Raw genomic sequence first — 26,909 nt, 5'->3', positions numbered from 1 at the left:
AATATAAAGCTTTCATCCCGCCACCTATAGAGGTGAAAGTCTGTTGCTGAATGTAGATAAAGAGGGAGAATGAATTCCCCCTCTTAATTATTTCTTATAGATTTTTGATTAATTCATCAGCGAAACCAGATGTGCTGACTTCAGTTGCGTTGTCCATTAGACGTGCGAAATCATACGTCACGACTTTAGACGCAATTGTGCTTTCGATAGAAGCTGTGATTAAATTAGCTGCTTCATTCCAACCAAGGTGTTCTAGCATCATAACGCCTGAAAGAAGTACGGATGAAGGGTTAACTTTATCCAATCCAGCGTATTTAGGTGCAGTACCGTGAGTTGCTTCGAAGATTGCATGTCCAGTTACATAGTTGATGTTCGCTCCTGGAGCGATACCAATTCCGCCAACTTGTGCAGCTAGTGCATCTGAGATGTAGTCACCGTTCAAGTTCATTGTAGCAACTACGTCGAATTCTTTAGGACGAGTCAAGATTTGTTGCAAGAAGATATCTGCAATCGCATCTTTTACGATGATTTTACCAGCAGCTTCTGCGTCAGTTTGTGCTTTGTTCGCTGCTTCAGTGCCGTCAGCTTCTTTGATACGGTCATATTCTTTCCACGTGAATACTTTGTCGCCGAATTCTTCTTCAGCCACTTCATATCCCCAGCTTGCGAATGCGCCTTCTGTGAACTTCATGATGTTACCTTTGTGAACAAGTGTCAATGATTTACGGCCTTCATTGATCGTATAGTTCAACGCAGCACGGACAAGACGTTTCGTTCCTTCTTCAGAAATCGGTTTGATTCCAAGACCGGAAGTTTCAGGGAAACGGATCTTATCAACACCTAGCTCAGTTTGAAGGAAGTTAACTAATTTTTTCGCATCGTCAGAACCTTTTTGGTACTCGATCCCCGCGTAGATATCTTCTGTGTTCTCACGGAAAATAACCATGTCACAATCCTCAGGACGTTTCACGGGTGAAGGTACTCCTTCGAAATAACGAACTGGACGCAAGCAAGTGTAAAGATCAAGTTCTTGACGCAAAGCTACGTTCAATGAACGGAATCCTCCACCGATTGGTGTTGTAAGCGGTCCTTTAATCGCGATAAGATATTCGTCAATTGTGTCGAGAGTTTCTTTCGGAAGCCAATCACCAGTTTGATTAAATGCTTTTTCCCCTGCAAGAACTTCTAACCAATTAATCTTCTTTTTACCGTCATAAGCCTTCTCAACAGCCGCTTCAATTACGCGTGATGCTGCGTTCCAAATATCTGGACCCGTACCGTCGCCTATAATGAAAGGAATCGTTGCGTGATCTGGGACGTTTAAAACACCGTTAGTTACTGTAATCTTTCCATCATTAGCCATTATTGATATCCTCCTGAGTTCAAAATCAGTGGGCCGGTATACGAGATACCGCCCCACGAAATTTACTAGTTTTTATCGTTCATTGATTGGAACATATTTCTGCATGCCTGGTCCTACGTATTCTGCACGTGGGCGGATCAAGCGATTGTTTTCGTATTGCTCCAGGATATGTGCAATCCATCCTGAAAAACGAGAAACCGCAAAAATAGGTGTGAAAATATCATGATCGATGTCTAATGAATGATATACCGAAGCGGAGTAGAAATCAACATTTGGAGGCAAATTCTTTTCGCCTGTTACAATTGATTCGATTTTCTCAGACATGTTATACCATTTTTCTTCACCGCGAAGAGCAGTTAATTTCTTAGACATTTCACGTAAATGCTTCGCACGTGGATCACCTTTGCGGTAGACACGGTGACCGAAGCCCATGATTTTTTCCTTGTTTGCTAGCTTTTCACGAATATATGGCTCGACTTTTTCCTCATCGCCGATTTCCATTAGCATATTCATAACCGCTTCGTTAGCTCCGCCGTGTAGCGGCCCTTTAAGAGCGCCAATTGCAGCAGTTACACCAGAATACATATCAGAAAGAGTTGCGACACATACACGCGCTGTGAAAGTAGATGCGTTCAATTCATGGTCTGCATGTAGTACAAGTGCTTTGTTGAATGCTTCTTCCGCGATATCAGCAGGCTCTTCCCCAGAAAGCATGTAAAGGAAGTTTGCCGCATAGCTAAGGCCCTTTTTAGGCGCTACTGGCTCTTGTCCTTTACGGATACGCGCGAAAGCAGTAACAACAGTTGCAACTTTTGCTTGAAGTTTAATCGCCTTTTTGTAATTTTCTTCAGGTGACATATCTTCAGCTTTATCATCGTATAATCCAAGAAGTGAGATTGCTGTGCGTAGTGCTGCCATCGGATGCACTTTGTCGATTGGATAAGTTTTAAAGTGGTCGATTACTCCTTGTGGTATTTCCGCATGCTCTTCTAGTTGCTGTTTTAACTCAGCAAGCTCGTCTGCACTTGGCAGGCGCTTATGCCAAAGGAGGTAAACTACTTCTTCAAAACTAGCGTTCTCTGCTAGATCGTCAATGCCATACCCTACATACGTAAGTGTGTCATCGATAATGGAGCTGATTTGAGTTTGTGCCGCAATGATACCTTCCAATCCTTTTGTTGCTGTCATGATATTCTCTCCTTCTTCCCAGTCTGGCCATCCCCCGGATGCGGAGTGCAGAATGACGGCCATCTGCTAATTATATTTTTATCTAAAACGCTTACAATGTCCATTATAAGCAACTTTTACAGTTTTGTGAATGGTAAAGATGTTTTTTGTTTATAATTATTCGAAAGGAGCGGGCAGAAATTATGATATCGATCGACTCTAAACGCCTACAAACGTACTCACGGCAATGGTTACCCGCTTTATTCATTGTCCTGTTTGTAGTGATCATCCCGCCTATTGGCTTCGCAATAATTTTAGCTTTTTTCACTGCCCCGCTTGTGAACTCTTTAATATCTTTAACTAAATTACCAGCTTTTTTAGCTACCTTAATCATTATGTTCATCCTTGCGCTTTTAATGTACGCATTTGTTTTCTTTTCGGTGAACGGCTTTATTTCAGTTCTTTGGACAGTTGAAGATCAGTTGGTCTTAGTCTTGGAGATGATTGACAGCAAAGGGCTGGATTTTCACGCAGTATCAGAGAGCTTTATACAGTCCAGTCATGAAGCAATGGAAGGAATTTTAAGTTTTTTCCAAAAGTTATTCCAACAATTGTTTAGCATCTTCATGTTCGTTATTGCTTATTTCTTTGCATTACGAGAAAGTGCGAAGAATCGCTTTTGGTTTTTAGTTTATTTCCCCAAAAAATTCCGCCCCGCTGCGACACGTATTTTTTCAAAAGCCAGCAGCCTGATGGGGCATTTCTTTTCTGTTCAAATACGGCTTTTTTTCATTACCTTTTCACTCATGAGTATCGGTTTTTGGTTGCTCGGTTTCGACTCTTTTTTGACAAAAGCATTTTTAATTTCCATGGTCGACAGTATTCCTTTTTTAGGAATTGGATTAGTCTTTTTACCAATGATTGCATTTGCGTTTTACATAGATCACGTACAATTAGCAATCGGTTTGCTCATTCTATATATCGTTTTGCTCATCACAAGGCAGATGACTGAATCTTTTTTATGGGCTCATACTTTCAAATTAAGAACCGTTCATTCGTTTCTCATTACTGCATGTGCAGTCTATTTATTTGGCATTTACGGCATTATATTTTTACCATTCTTTTTATTTTTAGCTTTGAAAGTAAAAGAACATCCTACCTTCACATAACGCGAATTTGCCCGTTTTTCATCTTATTGTAAATCCACTTCACAATAAATGGATATAAAATTTTACGCGGCCAACTAAATAGCAATATAAATCCTAGGATGTCTGTCAAAAATCCAGGCATCAACAACAATAGTCCGCCGAAAAATATACAAACACTATCTACCAAGGCTTTTCCAGGTGTTTCCCTATTCGCCAAGCGATATTGAAGATCTCGCCAAGCCCGAAAACCTTGTTTTTTCGCTAGATAGGCACCTCCGAACCCCGTCACAAGTATGATTAAGATTGTCGGAAGCACTCCTAGTGTTTTACCGGTAACTATCAATAAAGCCAACTCTGCAGTTGGAACAATGATGAACAGACCTACTAACCATTTCATATATTAACCTCCTAAAAGACCGCCTTCTCATAATGAGAACAGCGGTCTGAATGAATTACAATACTTTCGCGTGACCGTTGTAGATAACACCGCTCGCTGCATCCATTGTAATGTCGCTTCCATTTTTAATTATTGATGTTACATTTTCAACACCGACGATAACAGGAACACCTAGACTTAAACCAACTACTGCTGCATGACTCGTCAGCCCGCTAGTTTCTGTGATAATACCTGCACATCTCTCAAGCGCTGCATACATATCACGATCGGTTGATTTCGTCACGATGATGTCGCCTTCAGCTATTTGAGTCAGTGCTTCCCTTGCCGAATTGATGACTTTCGCTTTTCCAAACGCCACATTTTTACCGATACCTTGTCCGCGTGCGATTAAATCACCGATCACATGCAATTTCATTAGGTTAGTAGTACCTGCTTCTCCAACTGGAACACCTGCAGTGATGATGACGACATCCCCATGTGTGACGTATTGATGCTTGACACTTTCTTCAACAGATTCTTGGAGGATCCCATCAATATCCAACGCTTTTTTGCCGACGATAGGATATACCCCCCACACGAGTGTCAGTTTATTAGAAACAGATTCAGAACGTGTCACTGCGATAATCGGAACACCTGGGCGGTATTTCGCAATCATCTCAGCAGTTTGACCACTTTCTGTCGGTGCCAAAATTACTTTTACATTAAGATTTAGAGCTGTATAGGCAGCCGCTTGTCCAATCGCTTCTGTAAGGTTTCCTTCTTTTCCTCTTGTTCTGGAGGAAACAACCGAGTGGAAGTCCATGGAGTCTTCTGTAGAAACTGCAATCTTATCCATTATTTTAACAGACTCTACTGGATACATCCCTGCTGCCGTTTCGCCTGATAGCATGACTGCATCAGAGCCATCCAAGATGGCATTCGCTACGTCGCTTGCTTCCGCTCTCGTCGGGCGCGGATTTCTCTGCATGGAATCAAGCATTTGAGTGGCCGTAATAACCGGCTTTCCATACTGGTTACATTTCTTAATCATCATCTTCTGAACCAAAGGAACTTCTTCAGCCGGTATTTCGACGCCTAAGTCTCCGCGAGCTACCATTAATCCATCTGATAATTGAAGTATTGCATCCAAATTGTCGACGCCTTCTTGATTTTCGATCTTCGGCACAATATGGATCTGTCCGCCATTATTGTTTTCAAGCAATTCGCGAATCTCTATCACATCTGCTGCGCGTCGAACAAAGGAAGCTGCAATGAAATCGACTCCTTGCTCAATACCAAACAGAATATCTTCTTTGTCTTTATCCGTAATCCCCGGAAGCTGTACAGAAACATTTGGTACGTTAACACCTTTATTGTTTTTCAATGGACCTGCGTTGATCACTTTAGTATGAATCAACCCTTTGTCATTATCTTTGCCGGTAACTTCCAGCTCAATCAGTCCATCATCCAAAAGTACGAATGAACCGCGATCTACATCATTGATCAGCTCTTTATACGTGACTGAAAAAACTTCTTCAGTCCCAAGCACTTCCTCCATCGAAATATCGATTGCTTGTCCTCTGACTAGCTCGATTTGGTCGTCCTTCATTTTATGTGTTCTGATTTCAGGACCCTTCGTATCCAGTAAAATCCCGACGACTTTTCCTCTTTCTTTAGCCGCCTTACGAATTCTTTCGATACGTACTTTATGTTCTTCTTGGGTGCCATGGGAGAAGTTCAGACGTGCCACGTTCATCCCTGCGTCAATCAGCTTATTCAGTGATTCATACGATTCACTTGCTGGACCGATTGTACACACAATTTTTGTCTTCCTCACTAACTATCGCTCCTCTGTGTCATGTAGACTCTAGTGATAACAATTAAATGGATAAAGTTTCAGCTAAATCCAATAATGACAGATCTAACTTTTCTCGCTTCGTAAAGACTTCCTCTAAATTATAGTCTACCACTTTATGATTTCTCATACCAATGGCAGCACTTCTTTTTCCTTCCATCAGAGCTTCAACCGCACGTGCGCCATATTGGCTGGCAATGACGCGGTCTCGTGCAGATGGTGAACCCCCCCGCTGAATATGCCCCAAAACAGAAACACGCGTATCGACATTAGCTTCTTTTTTTAGAATCTCCGCCAATTCATTTGCGGGCATCATCCCTTCAGCCAAAACGATAATACTGTGTTTTTTTCCACGATCAGCACTTTTCTTTATACGGTTGACGACTGAAGTCACGTCAAACTCCTTTTCAGGAAGTAGAATGGACTCCGCTCCGCCGCCAAGGCCGGCCCATAACGCCAGGTCACCTGCATCCCGCCCCATGACCTCTATGATAAATGAACGTTCATGTGAGGTGGCAGTGTCTCGGATTTTATCAATCGCTTCAATTACCGTGTTGAGCGCAGTATCAAAACCAATCGTAAACTCTGTGCCATTGATATCATTGTCAATCGTAGCCGGTACACAAGCACACGGTATATTCAGCTTGACGAGTTCATTAGCTCCGCGGAAAGAACCGTCACCACCGATGATCACGATACCTTCTATACCGTGAAGCTTAATCTGTCGCACTGCTTTTTGGCGGCCTTCTTCTGTCATGAATTCAGGACATCTGGCTGAACGTAAAACAGTTCCGCCCCTTTGAATGATATCGCCTACCGACCCAAGTTGGAACTGTTCAATTTTCCCATCAATCAACCCTTGATAACCATTGAATACACCTGCGACTTCCAAGCCTTCAAATATCGCCTTCCGGACAACCGAACGAATCGCCGCATTCATTCCAGGCGCGTCGCCTCCGCTCGTCAACACTGCAATTTTCCTCATTCTCCACACTCCTTTCACATCAAATTAGTATGTAAGGATGAAAAGATGCGGTTATTCCGCACCTTTCATTCAGAAAACACGCCGATATTACGGAATTTCTCATAGCGTGCATCGATTAACGCTTCCGATGACAACTCAAACAGCGTTTTTAATGATCTGCGCAATGTATCGCGAATCTCGATCGCTTGCTGATTTGCATCTCGGTGGGCGCCGCCTAGAACTTCAGGAATGATTTCATCAATGATGTTCATTTCTTTAAGATCTGGAGCCGTTATTTTCATCGCTTCCGCTGCCTGCTTCGCAAGTTTTGGATCTTTCCATAGAATCGAAGCGGCCCCTTCTGGTGAAATGACAGAGTACGTAGAGTTCTCAAGCATATGGATATGGTTGGCCACGCCTAATGCCAGCGCCCCGCCACTTCCGCCTTCACCGATGACAATCGAAATTACAGGCACTTTCAATCCTGCCATTTCCACCAAGTTCCGTGCAATTGCTTCACTTTGGCCACGCTCTTCAGCGGCTTTCCCGGGGTAAGCTCCTTTTGTGTCAATGAAGCATATAATTGGGCGATTGAATTTTTCGGCTTGCTTCATTAAACGAAGCGCTTTGCGATATCCTTCCGGGTGAGGCATTCCGAAGTTTCTTCTGACATTCTCTTTCGTATCCTTCCCTCGCTGATGGCCAATGACTGTGATCGGCATTTGGTCAAATGATGCAATGCCTCCTACAATCGCTTCGTCATCACCGAAGTTCCGATCGCCATGAAGCTCTATAAAGTCTTCGAAAAGATACTGGATATAGTCAGTAGTTGTCGGTCTCATAGGGTGTCGAGCGACTTGTACACGATCCCACGGCTCCATATTCTCATAAATATCTTTTTCCAATTTCGCCAAACGGCTTTTCAAATTCACGATTTCCGTTGAAAGGTCAACATCATTTACTGTCGTATACTCTTCTAATTCACTAATTTTTTCACGCAGTTTCACGATGGGTTCTTCAAAAGCTAATGTTTTACTCATGCACGATCCGTCTCCTTCCCTGCGTGAAGCTTAATAATTCTATCCATTACATCCACCATATCGCATCGATGAACGACAGCATCAACTTGTCCGTGACTAAGTAAGAACTCTGCCGTTTGGAAGTCTTCCGGCAATTTCTCCCTGACTGTCTGTTCAATGACACGACGTCCAGCAAAACCGATAAGTGCCTTTGGTTCCGCCAGATTGATATCTCCAACAGAAGCAAAGCTTGCTGAGACTCCGCCTGTTGTCGGATAGGTCATAATCGATACAAAAAGCAAGCCCTTGTTGGCATGACGTTTAAGAGCAACACTTACTTTCGCCATTTGCATCAAACTAAGGACTCCTTCTTGCATCCTCGCCCCACCGCTAGCGGAAAAGATCAACATTGGAATTCCTAGTTGCGTTGCTTTTTCTACAGTTCTTGTGATTTTCTCGCCTACGACAGAACCCATTGAACCCATTCTGAAATGCGCATCCATAATAGCAACCGCAACTTGCTTACCTTGAATAGTGCCGACTCCTGTTAACACTGCTTCATTTAACCCTGTCGCTTCTGAATCTGCCTGGACTTTCTCCGTATAGGAAGGAAAATCTAGAGGGTTTTCTGTTTTCAGGTGATCATCCATTGATTCAAAGCTCTCAGCATCCAATAAATGCTCGATTCTTTCCTGTGCAGTCATCTTGTAATGATGTTGACATTCCGGGCAAACTTTGGCGTTTTTCATCAGGTCTTTTGTCAATATTACAAACTTACATTCAGGACATTTAGTCATGATGCCTTCTGGTACGTCATTTTTGCTTTTCATTGATGGAATCGTGTGGTTTTCTTCTTTTGACTTCTTTTTAAATAACTCTCGGATACTCATTCCATTTCCCTTCTTTCTCCCTCGACTCGGTTCATCCATTGTGCATAATAGGCTATGGCCTGCTGTGTATTGCCTGCCATCATTTCTTCTAACAGAGCGCCCACTACCTCTATTTCTTCTGGGGCAATGATCGCCACATCAAAAGAGACTCCGCTATATTGTTTCAATAAAAACCAAATTTTTAAGGAAAGTCGATTTTCCGTCGCGATAATCGTTTCACGTATCACGTCTTCTCTTAAGAAAACAGCTTCTTCTTCATTTAATTTAACTTGCATGCCCTTCCAAACAGGCAATGCGCGCAGTTCCTCATTTTCAGTTACAGTGGTGATGGCTGCACGTTCGTGAATCATTCGAGTTTCCACAACGTCTTGGACAGATCGAGCTTGTTGCATGATAAACGTGGAGAGGACCTCAACCAATTGGTGTTTTTTAAAATCAGATAAAAAAGTTCCTTCTCCGCGTCTCGTTTCAATCAAGCCAAGCAATTCCATACTGCGCAACGCTTCTCGGACTGCTGTCCTGCTAACCTGCAACTGCTCGGCAAGATGTCGCTCAGAGGGCAATTTATCGCCATATTGGATACCTTGCTCTTTGATCAGCGATTGCAGCTCTCCGATAATATCCAAAAATCTCTTGGATGACGATTGTGAATTTTGCATAAAAGAACTCCTTTTTCGTTCTGCCGGCAAAGTGGTCAGACCACCTTGCTTACTAGCATACAAAAAAGATTCCTCTCCGTAAAGCATAAATGGGAAAGTTTCGATAGTTTTTTTCCGTCAAATTTCGCACTGACTGAACGCTCGCTTTGTAATAGTACAGCGCACAGCCAGCAATGACGCGTCTTGTGTCATGTCTGGCTAACGCTTTTTTTCTGTTCTATTTCATTCTTTTTCATGAGTCGACAAGGGAGTCATTTGGTCAATGATTACCTGAACAGCATGATTTCGATAATCAATCGTTCCTGCTAATTGAACAAATTGGTTTTCATTCAAGTGAACACTAATTTGCGCATAAAGCTTCGGAAATACTGTACAAGAAATTTCTTCCGTCTCATCTTGCAGAGTCAGAAAAGCCATTGCTTCTCCTTTTTTCGTTCGGATCCGCTTAATCGATAAAATAATGCCCATACATTTGACTTTGGCGCCTGGCCTTAAATCAAGCAGAGATGAAATCGGCTGAATAAGATCGGTGGCATTGCGTTTTAACTCTTCTATAGGATGTTCAGATAAATAAAATCCTAAGGTATCACGTTCAAAGGCCAGCACCGTTAAACGATCCATCGTTCCGCCTGGATTGTATTTCGGATGTGAATTGAATTTGAATTGTTCGCTTAGCGCGTCATCCCCTATATACAATGCATGCGATTGTGCCGCATCGATAGAGGCCAATAGAACTGCTCGTGTCTCTCCGAACCCATCTAGGGCACCTGCTTTGATCAGTGGAATCAATGTCTTTTCAGTGAAATGATCAGCACCCAAAGCAATAGCCATATCAAACATCGACGACCATTGTTGATTCTCTCTAGCAATAGCTAATTGCTGATAGAAAGCAAAGGTCACTCCTTTAATCGCCCCAAGGCCTAAACGAATAGCGTTTCCTTCCACAGTATGCGAATAGCGGCTGTTCGTTACGGAAGGCGGATGAATCTCCATTCCTTTCGCTTTAATTTCTCGAATTAGTTCCATCATTTTATCTTTGCTGCCTGTCAGTGAAGATAGATAAGCCGCATAAAAATATGTCGGTTCATTTGCCTTAAAGAAAGCCAGGCGATAGGAAATTAACGTATACGCAACGGCATGACTTTTCGGAAAACCATAGTCCGCGAACTTGACGATTAGATTATAGACGTTATTCGCCTTGGCATGATCAAACCCTTTTTTCGTTGCACCTGCAATAAAATGCTGCCGCTCTTTTTCTAACACTTGTTGATTCTTTTTACTGATGGCCCGTCGTAATAAATCCGCTTCAGCTAAAGTGAATCCGGCGATTTCAACAGCGATTTTCATGATTTGCTCTTGATAGATGATGATTCCGTATGTTTCTGCTAAAATCGGCTGTAATTCCGGTATATCGTACGTTGTCGGCTCCTGTCCGTTTTTACGGCGGCTATAGAGAGGAATGAATTCCATCGGTCCCGGTCGGTACAAGGCATTTACCGAGTACAGATCATTGAAATTATCCGGACGAATGGTTTGCAATGCCCGCCGCATGCCAGGTGACTCAAACTGGAAAATCCCTGTCGTATCCCCTTTTTTGAACAAAGTGTACGTTGCCGGATCATCCAGCGGGATGCTTTCAAAATCAATCTCCAATTTTTTATTGTACTGGACCATTGAACGAATCCTGTCGAGTAATGTTAAATTTCTCAGACCCAGAAAGTCCATTTTCAACAAGCCGGCCTCTTCGACATCCTTCATGGCCCACTGCGTTAAAAATACTTCTTCTGTACCAATTTGCAACGGCACAAAATTGACAAGCGGATCGGTCGACAGTACAACGCCCGCTGCGTGCGTGGAAGCGTTTCTCGGCAAGTCTTCCAGTCTTTCCGCAGATTGCTGCCAAAGGGCTCTGCGAGGATCAACCGAAATCCAATCCTGCAGTTTTCGGGACTGCTGGACCGTGTCTTTGAATGAACGTCCACTGTTTAATTCATTGGACATAAAACGTACTTCTTCTGGAGTGAAATCCAGAACTCTCGCTATATTCCTTGCGACAGCTTTCGTTGACAATGTTCCAAACGTGATGATTTGTGCCGCGTGTTGCTTGCCGTATGTACCCGCCACATAATTGACCACTTCCGTTCGGCGATTATCTGCGAAATCGATGTCGATATCCGGCATCGTCACACGGTCAGGATTCAAAAATCGTTCAAATAGCAATCCATAATGAATTGGATCTACTTCCGTGATACCTAGAGCAAAGGCAACTAAAGATCCGGCAGATGAACCCCGGCCCGGACCGACGAGTATTTTCTCGTTTTTTGCATAGCGGACATAATCTTCAACAATCAAGAAATAATCAGTGAACCCCATCTGCTCAATGATCTCCAATTCATAGTTCAAACGTTTTGCATACTCAGCAGGTAGTTGCTGAAAACGACTCTGGAGACCTTTCTGGCATTTTTCTGTTAGTACGGAAATAGCGGTTCGTCCCGCAGGAATTGGAAATGTAGGAAGTTGAAAATCTTGATTTGATATGTTCACTTGGCATGCACTGAGAATTTCCGTAGTCAGTAGCAGCCATTCGGGATGGTCATGGAACCATTCAGACAGTTCATGTGCCTGAGGTAAATACGCTTGGCGAAAACGATTCGGAGGTTTTTGAGGGTCATTTAATTTATAGCCTTTACGAATCGCGGTTGCCACTTCATAGGAAGGAAAATCTTCCGCATGCAGAAAACGAGTTTCATGGCATGCAGCAATTTGCAGTTTACATTCTCCTGCCAGTTCGATCATGCGGTCTTCTTCGGCGTGTTTTGCTCCGCCTGGTCGACCAATCCCAATAAACGTCGACTGATCCGCTTGTGCTTCCACTAACTGTTGCACAATCTCAGCGGTCCTGTGTGCAGCCCATGAAGAATCCGTTAACGCACAAATGACCCAGCAACCTTCCCGATATGCATGCAACCAAGAAAGCGGTAGGTTTTCCTCTTCACGTGTCGATATGGCACTGCTCATTTTCATTAGATTCGAAAAACCTAATTGATTTTTTGCATACACATATAGAAGAAGATCTTTGTCCTCAATCGACACTTTGACTGATAGACCGATCACTGGACGTATGCCGTATTTTGACAACATCTTACTGAACGATCGTACACCGTACAGTTTACTATTTACGATTGCAGCCGAACTAGCTCCCCTTTGTTGTAAAAGAGGAGCCAATTCATCTAACTTTACGATTCCGCGCAATAAGTCTGCGCCAGTAACGATTTGCGGATACATCAGGTTCATTTCAATCCCTCAGCTCTGCTTAGTAATTTCTACAAATTTCTGCTAGCTTCACAATGACTTCATTTGCTTCATCCCACGAATAGACCGATGCTCCGGATGCAAGTGGATGCCCGCCTCCGTTATATTGCATCGCCAAGGTGTTAATCACAGGACCTTTTGAGCGTAAGCGAACACGGATTTGATCGTCTTCTTCAACGAAAATAATCCACGCACAGATCCCTTCGACATTCCCTAATGAACCGACCAGCTGTGAAGTTTCAGAAACTGTCACATCAAATTGATCAAGTATCTCACGGGTCAATTTAATATACGCGGCTCCATGTTCATCAATTGTGAAGTTTTGATAAATATAACCTTGGAGGTGCAAGATTTTACGCTCTACTTCATACATTCCTGCAAATAATTTCGTTCGATCAAAAGGTTGTTTGATAAGTGAACTCGCAATTTCAAATGTTTTTTCTGTAGTGCTTTGGAACATAAAACGTCCAGTATCTCCCACAATTCCAGCGAATAAAAAACGAGCTGCTTCTGTTGAAATTTCCCAGCCATACGATGCTTGACCTTCTTCAAAAAGAGTATAGATCATCTCCGAACAAGAGCTGGCTTCCGTATTCACCCATCGCTCATCACCGTATGGATCTTCGTTCGGATGGTGGTCAATCTTCAATAAAAAAGATCCTTGTTTGAAGAATTCGCCATCTATCCGATCTGTATTGGCTGTGTCTGTAACAATGACGAGTGCGCCTTCGTAATCTGCTTCAGTAACCTGATCGGGTTTCCCCAAATAAGTGAGAAGTTCATCATGTGTTCCTGCAGCCAGTACTTCTTTATCAGGATAATTTTTTTTGATTAATTCTTTAAGTCCCATTTGAGAGCCATATGCGTCCGGGTCTGGACGGACATGTCGATGGATAATGATTTTTTGATAGCGTTCAATTGTGTCAATGATTTGTCTTTTCATGCGGATTCCCCCAAGTTCTTGTTCTTGTATTCGCAATTCCTGTTAAAAGCCGCTACAATGTATTATGACCTAAAGGTTTAAACCTATAGATTATTTTCATGTAATGGAGGCTTTTTAATGGGAACGGTCAATTTTTTATTCGTTTTTGGTATCGTCGCTTCCGGCGTTTTTTATTTCGTTTTTAAGACTCGTCAATTTCGAACCAGCCATATGTTTCCGATCCGGAAAAAGATGTATGCAAGCATGGCAGGATCTGCTCTTGGTGCCCTTTTGATCTTTTTTGGGCTCAATCAAATACTGTTTTTCGAAGGTATTCTAACCTATGTGGTGGCAGGTATATTCATAGTATTTGGCGGCTATGTCGCGATCTTTAATCTTAAAGCGAAGAAACATTATAAGCAGTTCGTTGAAGAAGAGCGAGCATTGAACGAAAACTGATGTCCAAACGGCATCAGTTTTTTATTTTTAATCACGGTTAGAAGCCAGCCAAGTTACTTCTCAAAAAGTTGGAACATCCCCATTGCTTTTGCCACGATACTGTCATTCGAGAAGAGCTCTATTTCCAATTTGATGAATCTCCGACTCGTGTGCAAGATTTTCGGCACAACTGTGACTGCAGCACCTAGCTGAACTTGTTTAATGAAATAAATCGTGACGTTTTCAGGAACGCTCTCTCCGCGTTTTTGAAGACGAATCGCTCGGCTGCCTGCTTCGTTCAAGATTGTGAGCATAGCGCCATAAGATAGAGAGCCGAATTGATTGGTCATTTGAGGGACAACAGAGAATTCTATTTTTTCAGGCGCGTTTGGAATGACCTTCATTTGATTCTTTACAATATCATCGATTGTTTCACCTTGTTGCGGTTGACGCTGGGTCATTTGCAGTGCCTTCAAGACATCTTGACGGCTGATGATCCCTTCGAGTATTCCCGCTTCGGAAACAACTGGCATTAAATCAATGCCTTCCCAAATCATGCTGTGACCTGCCGAAGCCACGCTCATTTTCCCATTGACGGTAATGGGATCCGGGGTCATGACTTTTCCGACAGTATCCATATCCGGTTTACTGACGACGTCACGAGACGTGATGATCCCAACCAACTTTCCATCGGACTCCACGACGGGATAAGCCGAGTGTGCCGTCTGATGATTAACTTCGAAAAACTGATCAACTGAGTCTTCCGGGGCCAAAGTTACCGTACGGGCGAGCGGAGTCAATATGTCTTCTACTAATAAAATTTCTTTTTCGATTAACTGATCATAAATGGCGCGATTGAGCATGGTAGCCACTGTGAATGTATCATAGCTCGTGGAAATGACAGGTAAGTTCATTTCATCTGCTAGATGCTTCACTTCTTCCGTCGCATCAAATCCGCCTGTTACAAGCACCGCCGCTCCCGCTTTTATAGCGATTTCATGGGCTTTCAAACGGTTTCCGACAATTAGCAGGCTACCCGCATCGATGTATCGTATCATATCCTCAAGCTGCATAGCTCCAACGACAAATTTCGTTAATGTTTTATGTAATCCATCGCGACCACCTAATACCACGCCATCTACGATATTGATGACTTCAGCAAATGTCAGGCGTTCAATATTTTCTTTTTTCTTTTTTTCTATACGAATGGTACCTACACGTTCAATTGTATTGACGAGCTTCTGATTTTCAGCTTCTTTAATCGCACGGTATGCAGTACCATCACTTACTTCTAGCGCTTTAGCTACTTGGCGTACAGAAATCTTCTCCCCTACTGCCAAACTTTCAATGTAGCGCAAGATTTGTTCGTGTTTTGTTGACATGGATTCACCTTTTTCTCCGACCTAGTTTGAACGGTTTAGGCTTTTAGCTAATCATACCATAATTCAATCAAAAAAACGGTCTAAGACGATAACAAAGCGTCTCGACCGCCACTGCTCTATTTTGGATTTTTAGATCTCAATCACGTCTCCAGCCGCCATAATTTTCACTTCATGTGACGTTACAAGTGATTTGAAACCTTCAGGATTCTGTTCGATTGGCGGAAACGTATTGAAATGGACAGGCACAGTTAATTTCGGCTTCAGAATCTCAACAGCCTTCGCTGCGTCGCGCGGCCCCATTGTAAAGTTATCGCCAATCGGAAGGAAAGCAATATCAATCGGATCTTCGGCATACAATTTCATATCACTGAACAGCGCCGTGTCTCCCGCGTGATAAATGATTTTATCTTCAATGGTCAGTAACAGACCTGCTGGCATGCCTGTGTATATGATTTCATTATTTTCTGTTGTGTAAGAAGAACTGTGGAATGCTTGTGTATATTTGACTGTCCCAAAATCGAACTTTTTTGAACCGCCTATATTCATGCCGTGTGTCCGCAATCCTTGAAAACCTAAATAAACCGCCAATTCATTGGGCGCAACGACGAGAATATCTTCCCTTTTCGCAATGTCCATCGTATCTCCTACATGGTCGTTATGACCGTGCGTCAGTAAGATCACATCCGGTTTTTCATCTGCCGCTTTCAGATCTGTCAGCTTATTGCCCGTAATGAATGGGTCAATCAGTATGGTCTTTCCGCTTGTTTCAATTTTCACGATCGAATGGCCGTGATATGAGATTTTCACAAAAATCACTCTCCTAATTTTAATGAATCTGTACTCTATACCTTCTGCAAAACAGCGCAAAACCCTCTTTTTTTGTTATACTAACAAAAACAAAGGAGGCTACATAAATGTCTAATATTAAAAAAGTCCAAGATTTCCTCATCGAACACGCTATAGATGCCGCTCTTATTACGAATCCCGATAACATCTTCTATCTAACCAATTTTCGAAGTGAGCCACATGAACGTTTACTAGGTGTGGTTATTTTTAAAGAAGAAGAACCATTTATTATATGTCCAGCCATGGAAGTGGCGGATGTAAAAGCAATCGGCTGGTCCCATGGCGTTGTCGGCTATAAAGACACCGATAACGCATTTGAATTCTTGGATAACGCCATCCAAGAACGCATCTCTGAATTGACACTACTGGCAATAGAAAAAGAACATATAACAGTAGACCGGTTCGAAATTTTACAAGAACGGTTCCCCGCCCTCCAATTCGCTAAGCTGGATGGAGAAATCGCAAATTATCGGTTAATTAAAAATGAAACTGAACTGGACTGCTTGAGAAAAGCTGCTGAATTGGCAGACTACGCAATCGAAGTCGGTTGCAATGAAATTAAAGAAGGTAAAACCGAACTGGAGATTGTCCAAGCTGTTGAACAAGCAGTCAAACAGAAGGGTGCCGAAAAGATGTCCTTTGACACGATTGTCATTTCAGGTAAAAAAACCGCTTCTCCTCACGGTATCCCCGGAGACCGCGCTATTAAAAATGGAGATTTCATCCTTTTTGATCTAGGTGTCGTCTATAAAGGATATTGTTCAGATATTACCCGAACAATCGCACTTGGCGAGCCAACAGACGAACAACTAAAAATCTATGAAACAGTTAAAAAAGCACAGCAAGCAGCAATTGATGTGGTTCGTCCCGGCACATTAGCAAAAGAAGTGGATCTGGCCGCTCGTTCTGTGATTGAAGAAGCGGGCTATGGTGAACTTTTCCCACACCGAATAGGTCATGGCCTCGGTATATCCGTACATGAGTACCCTTCTCTGACAGCAGCGAATGAACTCCCTTTAGAAGAAGGGATGGTTTTCACAATCGAGCCGGGTATTTACGATCCAACGATTACAGGCGTACGAATTGAAGACGATGTACTGGTAACGAAGGACGGCGTTGAGGTCTTGACGAAGTTCCCTAAAGACTTGAAGATTATTTAACTAGTTTATGAACATAAAAAAGCAGTCCGCGAAATGTGCGGACTGCTTAGATTGTAGACAAAAGAATAGGCAAGTGGAATAACATCGTTGAACTCCGTTCCAGGCGGACGCTTTCCGTGGGGCGTGCGGTGAGCCTCCTCGTCGCTTCGCTCCTGTGGGGTCTCACCTGTCACGCTAATCCCGCTGGAGTCGCCGCCTTCCACTACGATCAACTAGCATATTTTTCTGATGATAGTGAGTTGATTGTGTATTTCGGGAAATATATAAAGTGTAAGTATCATCCAATCACCTTAACTTTAAGCCCTTTATTATTTTATTTCATTTCTCCCTTAATAAACTTAATGTTTATTTAAAGTTAAAGCAGTCCGCACAAAGCGCGGACTGCTTTTTCAATTATATGCTTTGCAAAACGTCTTCCACGCGAGTATGCTCAAGCTCTTGAGCTTCTGCTACTGCTTGGTATGTTATGCTTCCAGCCATTGTATTAATACCTTTGCGGAGTGCTTCGTTATCCAAACAAGCCTGTTTTACACCTTTATTCGCGATTTGAAGTGCGTATGGAATCGTTACATTCGTTAATGCAACGGTAGATGTTTGAGGAACAGCACCCGGCATATTCGCTACCGCGTAATGAACGATATCATGTTTTACATAGGTTGGTTCATCATGAGTCGTTACACGATCGGATGTTTCAAAAATACCGCCTTGGTCAATTGCGATATCAATTAATACGGAGCCCGGCTTCATGGATTTAACCATTTCTTCCGTTACCAAAGTCGGTGCTTTTGCGCCCGGTATAAGCACACAGCCAATTACCAAGTCCGCATCTTTCACTGCATTCGCAATATTGTATGGGTTAGAAACTAGCGTCTGAATATCCTTCCCGAACAACTCGTCCAACTGGCGGACTCTCTCTACGGATAAATCTAGAATCGTCACATGTGCACCAATTCCGATCGCAACACGAGCCGCATTCGTACCCGCCTGACCACCACCGATGATTGTTATCTTACCGCGTGAAACGCCTGGAACTCCTGCTAACAGGATTCCTTTACCACCCTTTGTTTTTTCTAAATATTGCGCACCGATCTGAGTTGCCATTCGTCCAGCCACTTCACTCATCGGAGCCAATAAAGGCAATGCACCGTTTGGCAATTGGACTGTTTCATATGCAATCGCAGTAACTTTATGTTCAAGCAATGCTTGCGTCAGATTCAGTTCTGGAGCCAGATGCAAATAGGTGAATAAAATCAATCCTTCACGGAAGTATTGAAATTCTGAAGCAGCTGGTTCCTTTACTTTCAGCACCATATCTGCACCCCAGGCTTCAGCAGCAGTTGCCACAATCGTAGCTCCAGCTTCTTTATACTCTTCGTCTAAAAAGCTGGAGCCAAGTCCTGCCCCTGTTTCAATTAAAACTTCATGTCCAGCAGTTTTTAAAGTCAGTACACTTGCAGGGGCAATTGCCACTCGGTTTTCATTGTTTTTAACTTCTCTTGGAACACCTATACGCATGCGAAATCCTCCTAAATTGAAAGTTACGTTAATCGCCTATTTCATCTTGCCGATTAATATAAATTTAATCTTATCAGAAAATATAAGTTTTTTCCTCTGTTTTTTAAAACCTTTCCGTATACTTTTCAGTTTGCATTGCTTAGGGTAAATATTTCGACAAAAAAAGAAGGATATTCGCAAGCTATGAAGAATATAGTAGATGTAGATACAATCTAACTTTAAGGATGGAGTGGTAATTATGGCACTTAAGTACAAAGACATCATCGTAGCCGTAGATGGATCAGATGAGGCAAAATGGGCTTTCAAAAAAGCAATCGCTATTGCAGACCGTAACGAAGCAACTTTACACTTAATCAACATCATTGATACGCGTTCTTATGCAGCAGTCGAGGCATATGATCGTTCCATCGCAGAACGAGCTCAAAAGTATGCGGAAGATCTATTGACTGAATATCAGGCCGAGGCTGCCGCAGTGGGTATGAACAACGTACAGATCCACGTTGAATACGGTTCTCCCAAAACATTGATCCCTCGTGATATTGCTAAAAAATTAAATGCAGATCTCATTATTTGTGGAGCTACAGGGTTAAACCGTGTGGAGCGTTTCCTGATCGGCAGCGTTTCCGAGAACATCGTCCGTTCCGCGAAATGTGATGTGCTTGTAGTACGTACACCTGAAACTCAAGAATAACAAAAAAGCTCGTTCTCCCTAGGTATTCTAGGAAGAACGAGTTTTTTATTTCGATACTTGTAAAGATTCCACTGAAATACCGCCAACTCGCACCGTATCACGTGCCAACATGATCTCTTCGTTCGTTGGAATGATCAATACTTTTACAGGCGAATGAGGGAAACTAATATACGCTTCTTCTCCTCTGACATTATTCAAGCTCGGATCAAAATAGACCCCCATGAATTCTAGTCCTCGCATCACTTTTTCACGCACAATGGCGCTGTTTTCTCCGATTCCCGCTGTGAATATGATGGCATCGACTCCACCCATTCCAGCAGCATATTGACCAATATGCTGATGAATCCGATCTGTGAAAACATCCAAAGCTAATTGAGCACGTTCATTACCTTGTTCCGCAGCTTCTGTAATATCACGTAAATCACTAGAAAAACCACTCAGGCCAAGCAAGCCTGATTTTTTATTTAGTACATTCACTACCTCTTCAGCAGACTGCCCCGTGCGGTCCATCATGTAAGGAATAAGCGCCGGGTCGATATTTCCTGAACGAGTACCCATAATCACCCCTGCTAAAGGAGTGAAGCCCATGGACGTGTCTACTGATTTGCCGCCTTTGACAGCGGCAATACTTGCACCGTTACCTAAGTGACATGAAATGAGACGCGTATCTTCAAGCGGACGATTTAATATCTTCGCAGCCCGTTCTGTAACATATTTATGGCTCGTACCATGGAAACCGTACTTCCGTATACCATATTTTTCATAATACTCATACGGCAGTGCATATAAAAATGCTTTTTCAGGCATCGTTTGATGAAACGCAGTATCGAAAATTGCTACCGCTGGCAAGTTAGGCAGAGCTTCCTTAAAAGCTTTGATACCGACAATATTTGCGGGATTATGCAGCGGTGCAAATCCTGAAATTTCTTCGAGTTTTTCAATTACTTCTTCAGTGATCAGCACTGAATCACTAAATACCTCGCCTCCGTGGACGACCCGATGTCCGATTCCATCAATCTCATCGTAGGACGATACAACACCTTCGCTTAGCAAATGCTCAAGCAACATACTAACAGCCTGTGAGTGGTCCGCAATATCCAGTACTTTTTCGATCTTCTTGTCATTTGTTGTCATGGAGAAAATTGAATTATCCATTCCTACTCTTTCGAATAATCCTTTGGTAATCTCTTCTTCCGTTGCCATCTCAATCAACTGGAATTTCAAAGATGAACTTCCCGCATTCACTGATAAAATTTTTGGCAATTTATACTCAACCCCTTAGTAATCTTTTACGTTGGTAGACGTTCAAGTTATTATAATACCTAACTATTTGAAACGCAATTAATAAAATGATATTTGAGCTATTTTTCTGTAAAATTTTTCTTTAAAAGAAAAAGAGAGGAAGAGCGAGTGCTCAGTCACTCTCCCCTTCCTCCATCCAAAGACTTACTTTACCAAAAAAGTTTTGTAATGCCAAAGCGTTTCCAAGCTCTGGAATCTTCGCAAGCAATACCTCAGGCATGACAATCCGATCAGTTGGCGGTTGTTGCAGCAGCAAAATACTTTTCGCAAAACGTTGATCCTTGAATAAAGAAGCAGGTAGTTCAAACATTCCTCTTAACAGCTGATGTTCTTTCACAAATGATAAGATCGGCTCTGCTCCATCCGCCGTCAGTAATTTTGATGGGACGACGAAGAAACCATATCCACCCGGCTTTACATAGCGCATCGATTGCTCAATATAAAGATAATGCGAAAATGCATGTCCTTCTGAAGCCATGAGTTCATAATCCATCGCCACTTCGTCATCCGGATAGTAACCAACCGGAAGATCACTGATCACCGCGTCTACCAAATCAATGGGCAGGGGCCGCAGAGCATCTTGTAAATAAAACGATACCGGCAGTTGCAGTAAATTTGCCGTAGCCGCTGCAATTTGAATAAGTACATCATCGATTTCCACCGCACTTGCAGATGCTTTGCCTTCAAATTGATTCAGCACTGTAAATAGCAGATTTCCTGTACCGGCAGCCGGATCCAAAAATATAACTGCTTGTTTAGGATTTATCAATTTATTGACTAAGTAGCCAATCAAATAGCCGATTGAATCGGGAGTCATTTGGTGATGAGCTTGTGCAGATTGCTTCATTCCTTTTAACAGAGCAAGTTGAACACCTTTACGGATTTCTTCTGGTTGGACAGGATCCTCCAACTCTACTGCTGAAGGTTTGTCCAGCCAATGTTCACTAGCCTCAAGCACTGCATCCAAATACAAACCATCCGTTGATTGTGCATATTCATCATAATAAGTAAACACTTTTTCCATATTGTTCATGCTATTTCCTCCATGAAGAAACCCACCTCTTAATAGGTGGGTTTTAGTTTAATTCAATTCTTTCACGGCTTTGATTGCCGCATCATAGTCCGGGTGATCTGTTGCTTCGCTGACATATTCCACATAGGACACGTTATCATTACGGTCGATAACGAAAATTGAACGAGTCAGCAAACGCAGTTCTTTAATGGCAGTTCCATATGCCGTACCAAATGAAAGATCTTTGTGATCGGAATATAGATTCAAATTCTCCACACCTTCAGCATCTTTCCATCTAGCTTGTGCGAAAGGTAAATCTACCGAAATTGTTAACACTTCCACGTCATCCCCAAGAGAAGTAGCTTCATCATTGAAACGTTTTGTCTGCAGAGAACAAACACCTGTATCTACAGAAGGTACGACACTGATCAAACGAACCTTACCTTTTGAATCTGCTAATGTAACAGGCTGCAAGTCATTAGATAGAACTGTAAAGTCTGGAGCACGTTCCCCTACTTTCACTTCTGTTCCCTCTAGATGTATTGGATTGTTTTTAAATGTAACATTTACCATGCCAATCACTCCTTTTAACATAGTGTACTAAACGGTAGGGCCTTCATGCAACTTATGTTGTTCGGTTGGACTCAACTCATGTACTTTCTTTTTCTCATATACCTGCTCATGAATCACGGCCGTATCTGCGAATATATCATGCAGCGCGGACTTCTTGGGTGTAAACAGAACGAGTAAATAAGGAATCCACAGCATTTGTGAAATGAATCGTCCAATTCCTTCTCTAAACAAAACTGTGCTCCAATCCAATTTCTGCCCATTTAATTTCACTACACGAATCCCCATGATCATTTTCCCTACTGTTTGCCCAGCCAATTTTGTCATTAAAATAAAATATAGAAGCAATAATAGTAATGCCGCTACTTTATATGGGCTGAATAAAAAGGCAAACGGTTTATTGATCGCCATATCCATCAGACGGAAAATCGGTTTGACAAAGATTCCACTAATGGACGAGATGAGCAGCAGGTCAATCAAAAAAGCCCACAGCCTGACCCAAAACCCTGCAAATTTCGGTTGGAAAAGTGAATGTTCCGTGGGTATGGATCGCTGTGTGTTCAGCAGTTCATTCGTCATCATCGATTTCCCCCTTCTCACTCACCATATAAATACATCATCCGAGGTGCTTGGTTATCTGTCAGTAACTTCTTCATGATTTGGGACTCCATATCTCCGCCAAATACATCGTGCGCTTTCATGGATAACAATGAAGTCAAATTGTCTGGCGCCCCATATTCAAAGACAGCAGCCTTTTCTAAATGGTAGTCTTCTTTCATTGCCGAAACGACTGTCGGTAATTTTCCGTAATCATCTGCAAGTCCAGCCTCGATCGCTTGTCGGCCATTCATTACACGACCATCCGCAACTTTGCGTACATCGCTTTCTGACATGCCGCGACCTTCTGCGATGATGTTTACAAATCGTTTATACGAATCATCGATCATTTCCTGTAGCATTTTGCGCTCTTCAGGTTTCATCTCTCTCGTACTGCTCATCATGTCCTTGTAAGGACCTGACTTGATGGTAGGAAAATCTACTCCATATTTTTCTGCCAGTTTGCCATAGTTGATCGACTGCATAATGACTCCAATCGATCCAGTTAATGTTTCAGGGTGAACGAAAATCTTTTCAGCAGGGGCAGAGATATAGTAACCGCCTGAAGCTGCCATTCCACCCATGGCCACATAGATCGGAATTTCCTTTGTCGCTTGAATTTCTGTAAACGCATCGTAAATATCCGATGATTCCAATACACCGCCACCTGGCGAATTGACAGATAATACGATTCCTTTTACTGTTGAGTCGTTCATGACTTCATTCAATTGTGCCATAAACTGCCGGTGATTGTACTCTTCCCCACTAAACAGAGAAGCTGCGCCCGTATCTTGGATGACACCATCCACTTTCAGTACGGCAATCCGTTCACTCAGACTCCCGTCTTCGACTATTGTTTCTTGCAGGTCTTGGTCGATAGCTGTGATTTCAGTGATTAGATCATTCCAATCTCTCGTGAAAAACCAGGACATCGTATTGATGCCGATCGACACGAACACCAATATCGCTGCGACTGCAATTGCAATCACTCTTTTTGCTGTCATTCTTAAAATTCCTCCTTTGTTTACATCTTACTGTACGTTACCAATCGTCCAAATGTTTCATTCATGCTACACTTAATCTATTAAATAGAGAAGGAGAGATTTCCGATGGTTAATCAGCACACTATTTATCTCTTTAGCCGGCTTGACGAAGATACCGTTCATAAAAAGACATTTGTTGAAGAACAATTGCTGAAAGAAGGATTCTCGCTTACTGATGACCATACAGAGGCGACCGTTGTCATAAGTATAGGAAGTGATGGCACATTTCTTCAAGCTGTCCGCAAAACAGATTTCCGCCAAGACTGTCTCTATCTTGGCATCTCCATAAAGGGCGCTCATGGAGTTTATTGCGACTTCAAATACGATGAAATTGGGACATTGGTATACGCATTGAACCAACCCAGCCTTGCAGAGCGTCACTATCCGATACTCGAAGTAACAATCAACCAACATAAACCATTCTATTGCTTAAATGAGTTCAGCATTCGTTCCACCATTATACGAACATTCGTCATGGATATTTCCATTGACGAATTATTATTTGAGACATTTTTAGGAGACGGTTTGATCATTTCCACACCGACTGGCAGCACAGCCTACAATAAATCGGTACGCGGCGCTGTCATTGATCCATTATTGCCTTGCTTCCAAGTGTCGGAACTTGCTTCCGTCAATAACAATCGCTACCGCACTTTGGGGACTTCATTTATTTTAAGCGGCAATAGGAAACTCACTTTGAATGTTCATCAAGAAGGCAATGAGTTCCCTTCGACTGCGGCAGACAATGAGGCGCTCGGAATCAAGCAGGTTGAAAAAGTCGAAGCTAAACTGAGTAACCGGGTCATTCGGACTGCCAAACTTTCGGATAATTCATTTTTCGAGAAAGTGCAACGTACTTTCTTTTAATTACAAAACTAAAGGCTGTTCAAAAGTCGGAGCAAACGACTTTGGACAGCCTTTTTTCTATTAACTTTCTAAACTATGTTCCTTTTTACGTAACTCAACGCGCATAATTTTACCCGATGCTGTCTTTGGCAATTCTTCCAAAAATTCAATTTTACGCGGATATTTATACGGCGCTGTCAATTGCTTGACATGTTCTTGCAACTCTTTAACCAAATCATCTGAGTGAGCGTTCGCTCTATCACGCAACACAACAAATGCTTTCACCACATTGCCGCGCTCTGCATCAGGACTTGCTACCACAGCACATTCCCGCACAGCTGGATGTTTAATCAACGCATCTTCCACTTCAAAAGGTCCGATCGTATAGCCGGAGCTTATAATAATGTCATCTCCGCGTCCTTCAAACCAGAAATAGCCATCTGCATCTTTTTTTGCACGATCTCCTGTAATGTAGTAATCGCCCCTGAATTGCATTTTAGTTCGCTCAGGATCATTCAAATACTCTCGGAACAGAGCCGGTGTCAATTTATGAACTGCAATATCTCCCACTTCATCCACTGCAGCAATTGTTCCTTCATCCGTAATGATCTCCACTTGATTTCCTGGTGTCGGTTTACCCATGGAGCCCGGCTTCGCTTCCATTCCGATCATCGTTCCAACCAGTAAAGTGTTTTCGGTCTGTCCATAACCATCTCGTACAGAGAGCGAGAATTGTTTTTCAAAAATATCAATGACTTCACGATTTAACGGTTCGCCCGCTGAAACAGCACTTCTAACAGAGGTAAGTGTATAGTCGCTGAGATTTTCTGCTTTTGCCATGAAGCGGTATTCTGTCGGTGTACAGCACAACACATTGATTTGGTACTCGTCTAAGAAATTGAGGTATTTATCAACATTAAATTTACCATTAAAAACAAATCCTGTGGCACCGCTTCCAAGAACCGATAAAAACGGCGTCCAAATCCATTTTTGCCAACCAGGCGCGGCGGTCGCCCAAACTATGTCTCCTTCTTTTATACCAAGCCAGTTCGGTGCTGTCGTACGTAAATGCGCATAACCCCAAGCATGCGTATGTACTGCACCTTTTGGTTTGCCTGTTGTGCCCGATGTGTAAGATAAAAATGCAGTGTCTGTGCTTGCCGTATCACAAGCTGTAAAATCAGAGGATGCGTTTTTTTCTTGTTCCGTTAAAGACACTTCACCTTCCCTTGCCTGACCGATAATACAAACTTTCACTTTGTCTATATTGCCAACGTGCTCTAATTGGTCGGTGAAGGCATCAAATGCAATGATCGCTTTTGCACCGCTATGCTCAATCCGGTATTCAATATCAGAGGAACGCAGCATTTCTGAACTCGGTATGACGACAAGCCCTGCCTTGAGCGCACCAATGTATGTAACATAGGCTTCGATCATGCGAGGTACCATGACCAATACGACATCACCTTTTCGCAGACCATTTGCAGTCAATACATTGGCCGTTCTGTTTGCCGCTTTCATAAGTTCATCATATGTCACTTCTTGCTGTTGGTTTTGTGAGTCTACGTAAATTAACGCTTTTTTGCCATCACCTGTTGCATACTTTTCGAATTCTGAGACGATGTTATACTTAGACGGTGCTAACAATTCTTCACGGTTCATTTTCATTCCTCCTTTTACATAATAGTATAAGTATACAAATACAATGCGTACTTTTCAAAACTTTTTATATTAATCGTAATTTTAAGTTATGAAATTTAACTACAATAGCCTGATCTCTATGTATAAATTCCACTTTTCCATACAAACTAAAAAGACCGTTCTGCATATGC

Annotated in this window: 24 protein-coding genes; 5 read left to right on the top strand and 19 right to left on the bottom strand. The window is 42.5% G+C overall.

Going from position 1 to position 26,909, the window contains the following annotated elements:
* Nucleotides 1–94 precede the first annotated feature (94 nt).
* Together icd and citZ are read right to left on the bottom strand one after the other, a co-directional pair.
* Nucleotides 95–1,363 carry an NADP-dependent isocitrate dehydrogenase gene (gene icd, locus H7J92_RS08145; protein ID WP_078816876.1) on the bottom strand — a complete coding sequence of 423 codons (1,269 nt, stop codon included), beginning with the start codon at nt 1,361–1,363 and terminating at the stop codon, nt 95–97.
* A 72-nt stretch (nt 1,364–1,435) separates the two neighbouring features.
* Nucleotides 1,436–2,551, bottom strand: a complete 1,116-nt coding sequence (gene citZ, locus H7J92_RS08140; protein ID WP_040759263.1) for a citrate synthase — start codon at nt 2,549–2,551, stop codon at nt 1,436–1,438.
* 182 nt (nt 2,552–2,733) lie between these two features.
* On the opposite strand from citZ, the gene H7J92_RS08135 reads away from it, so the two are divergent.
* Nucleotides 2,734–3,699, top strand: a complete 966-nt coding sequence (locus tag H7J92_RS08135) for an AI-2E family transporter (RefSeq protein ID WP_221836441.1) — start codon at nt 2,734–2,736, stop codon at nt 3,697–3,699.
* On the opposite strand, the gene H7J92_RS08130 is transcribed toward H7J92_RS08135, so the two are convergent.
* The 8 genes from H7J92_RS08130 to H7J92_RS08095 all read right to left on the bottom strand — a co-directional run bounded on the left by H7J92_RS08130 (nt 3,692) and on the right by H7J92_RS08095 (nt 13,696).
* The gene (locus H7J92_RS08130; protein WP_221836438.1) at nt 3,692–4,075 is read right to left on the bottom strand and encodes an FxsA family protein; all 384 of its coding nucleotides are present in this window, start codon (nt 4,073–4,075) and stop codon (nt 3,692–3,694) included. The two genes, H7J92_RS08135 and H7J92_RS08130, sit on opposite strands and share 8 nt — an antisense overlap.
* A gap of 55 nt (nt 4,076–4,130) precedes the next feature.
* The gene (gene pyk / locus H7J92_RS08125) at nt 4,131–5,891 is read right to left on the bottom strand and encodes a pyruvate kinase (RefSeq protein ID WP_009497665.1); all 1,761 of its coding nucleotides are present in this window, start codon (nt 5,889–5,891) and stop codon (nt 4,131–4,133) included.
* 43 nt (nt 5,892–5,934) lie between these two features.
* On the bottom strand, nt 5,935–6,894 hold the full coding sequence (gene pfkA, locus H7J92_RS08120; protein ID WP_221836435.1) for a 6-phosphofructokinase: 960 nt from the start codon (nt 6,892–6,894) through the stop codon (nt 5,935–5,937).
* 65 nt (nt 6,895–6,959) lie between these two features.
* Nucleotides 6,960–7,913 (bottom strand): acetyl-CoA carboxylase carboxyl transferase subunit alpha, encoded by a 954-nt coding sequence (gene accA / locus H7J92_RS08115; protein WP_221836432.1) that lies wholly within the window; start codon nt 7,911–7,913, stop codon nt 6,960–6,962.
* A complete protein-coding gene (gene accD, locus H7J92_RS08110; RefSeq protein ID WP_221836428.1) occupies nt 7,910–8,782 on the bottom strand; it encodes an acetyl-CoA carboxylase, carboxyltransferase subunit beta in 873 nt (290 codons plus the stop codon). Before accD ends, accA begins: the two co-directional genes overlap by 4 nt.
* On the bottom strand, nt 8,779–9,441 hold the full coding sequence (locus H7J92_RS08105) for a FadR/GntR family transcriptional regulator (RefSeq protein WP_040759265.1): 663 nt from the start codon (nt 9,439–9,441) through the stop codon (nt 8,779–8,781). Before H7J92_RS08105 ends, accD begins: the two co-directional genes overlap by 4 nt.
* A gap of 222 nt (nt 9,442–9,663) precedes the next feature.
* A complete protein-coding gene (locus tag H7J92_RS08100) occupies nt 9,664–12,735 on the bottom strand; it encodes a DNA polymerase III subunit alpha (protein ID WP_221836426.1) in 3,072 nt (1,023 codons plus the stop codon).
* Between the two features lie 19 nt (nt 12,736–12,754).
* A complete protein-coding gene (locus H7J92_RS08095; RefSeq protein ID WP_040759267.1) occupies nt 12,755–13,696 on the bottom strand; it encodes a DHH family phosphoesterase in 942 nt (313 codons plus the stop codon).
* A 117-nt stretch (nt 13,697–13,813) separates the two neighbouring features.
* On the opposite strand from H7J92_RS08095, the gene H7J92_RS08090 reads away from it, so the two are divergent.
* Nucleotides 13,814–14,134 (top strand): YtpI family protein, encoded by a 321-nt coding sequence (locus H7J92_RS08090; protein WP_009497672.1) that lies wholly within the window; start codon nt 13,814–13,816, stop codon nt 14,132–14,134.
* Nucleotides 14,135–14,187: 53 nt separating this feature from the next.
* Here H7J92_RS08090 and H7J92_RS08085 read toward each other — a convergent pair whose 3' ends face one another.
* Nucleotides 14,188–15,495 (bottom strand): DRTGG domain-containing protein, encoded by a 1,308-nt coding sequence (locus tag H7J92_RS08085; RefSeq protein ID WP_221836424.1) that lies wholly within the window; start codon nt 15,493–15,495, stop codon nt 14,188–14,190.
* A gap of 129 nt (nt 15,496–15,624) precedes the next feature.
* Nucleotides 15,625–16,302, bottom strand: a complete 678-nt coding sequence (locus H7J92_RS08080) for a metal-dependent hydrolase (protein ID WP_221836423.1) — start codon at nt 16,300–16,302, stop codon at nt 15,625–15,627.
* Between the two features lie 107 nt (nt 16,303–16,409).
* Between H7J92_RS08080 and H7J92_RS08075 the strand changes: the two genes are divergently transcribed.
* Nucleotides 16,410–17,501: a M24 family metallopeptidase gene (locus tag H7J92_RS08075; RefSeq protein WP_221836422.1), complete on the top strand. Its 1,092-nt coding sequence runs from the start codon at nt 16,410–16,412 to the stop codon at nt 17,499–17,501.
* A gap of 393 nt (nt 17,502–17,894) precedes the next feature.
* Here H7J92_RS08075 and ald read toward each other — a convergent pair whose 3' ends face one another.
* The gene (gene ald, locus H7J92_RS08070; RefSeq protein ID WP_078816884.1) at nt 17,895–19,016 is read right to left on the bottom strand and encodes an alanine dehydrogenase; all 1,122 of its coding nucleotides are present in this window, start codon (nt 19,014–19,016) and stop codon (nt 17,895–17,897) included.
* Between the two features lie 238 nt (nt 19,017–19,254).
* Here ald and H7J92_RS08065 point away from each other — a divergent pair, with 238 nt between their 5' ends.
* Entirely contained in the window at nt 19,255–19,707 is a 453-nt protein-coding gene (locus H7J92_RS08065) for a universal stress protein (protein ID WP_009497678.1), read from the top strand.
* A 45-nt stretch (nt 19,708–19,752) separates the two neighbouring features.
* Here H7J92_RS08065 and H7J92_RS08060 read toward each other — a convergent pair whose 3' ends face one another.
* From H7J92_RS08060 to sppA, 5 genes are all read right to left on the bottom strand, one after another.
* Complete coding sequence (locus H7J92_RS08060; RefSeq protein WP_009497679.1) at nt 19,753–20,970, bottom strand: acetate kinase; 1,218 nt, start codon at nt 20,968–20,970, stop codon at nt 19,753–19,755.
* Between the two features lie 151 nt (nt 20,971–21,121).
* Entirely contained in the window at nt 21,122–22,042 is a 921-nt protein-coding gene (locus tag H7J92_RS08055; protein ID WP_221836420.1) for a class I SAM-dependent methyltransferase, read from the bottom strand.
* 48 nt (nt 22,043–22,090) lie between these two features.
* Nucleotides 22,091–22,594 carry a thiol peroxidase gene (gene tpx / locus H7J92_RS08050; protein WP_078816886.1) on the bottom strand — a complete coding sequence of 168 codons (504 nt, stop codon included), beginning with the start codon at nt 22,592–22,594 and terminating at the stop codon, nt 22,091–22,093.
* A 27-nt stretch (nt 22,595–22,621) separates the two neighbouring features.
* A complete protein-coding gene (locus tag H7J92_RS08045; protein ID WP_221836418.1) occupies nt 22,622–23,173 on the bottom strand; it encodes an RDD family protein in 552 nt (183 codons plus the stop codon).
* Nucleotides 23,174–23,187: 14 nt separating this feature from the next.
* Nucleotides 23,188–24,192 (bottom strand): signal peptide peptidase SppA, encoded by a 1,005-nt coding sequence (sppA, locus tag H7J92_RS08040; RefSeq protein WP_078816888.1) that lies wholly within the window; start codon nt 24,190–24,192, stop codon nt 23,188–23,190.
* 105 nt (nt 24,193–24,297) lie between these two features.
* Here sppA and H7J92_RS08035 point away from each other — a divergent pair, with 105 nt between their 5' ends.
* A complete protein-coding gene (locus H7J92_RS08035; RefSeq protein WP_078816889.1) occupies nt 24,298–25,098 on the top strand; it encodes an NAD kinase in 801 nt (266 codons plus the stop codon).
* Nucleotides 25,099–25,158: 60 nt separating this feature from the next.
* Here H7J92_RS08035 and mbcS read toward each other — a convergent pair whose 3' ends face one another.
* The gene (gene mbcS, locus H7J92_RS08030) at nt 25,159–26,739 is read right to left on the bottom strand and encodes an acyl-CoA synthetase MbcS (protein ID WP_221836417.1); all 1,581 of its coding nucleotides are present in this window, start codon (nt 26,737–26,739) and stop codon (nt 25,159–25,161) included.
* Between the last annotated feature and the right edge of the window lie 170 nt (nt 26,740–26,909).

Origin of the sequence: Sporosarcina aquimarina (assembly GCF_019748715.1) — a bacterium.
GTDB lineage: Bacteria > Bacillota > Bacilli > Bacillales_A > Planococcaceae > Sporosarcina > Sporosarcina newyorkensis.
This window is presented reverse-complemented; position numbering and strand designations above follow the sequence as displayed.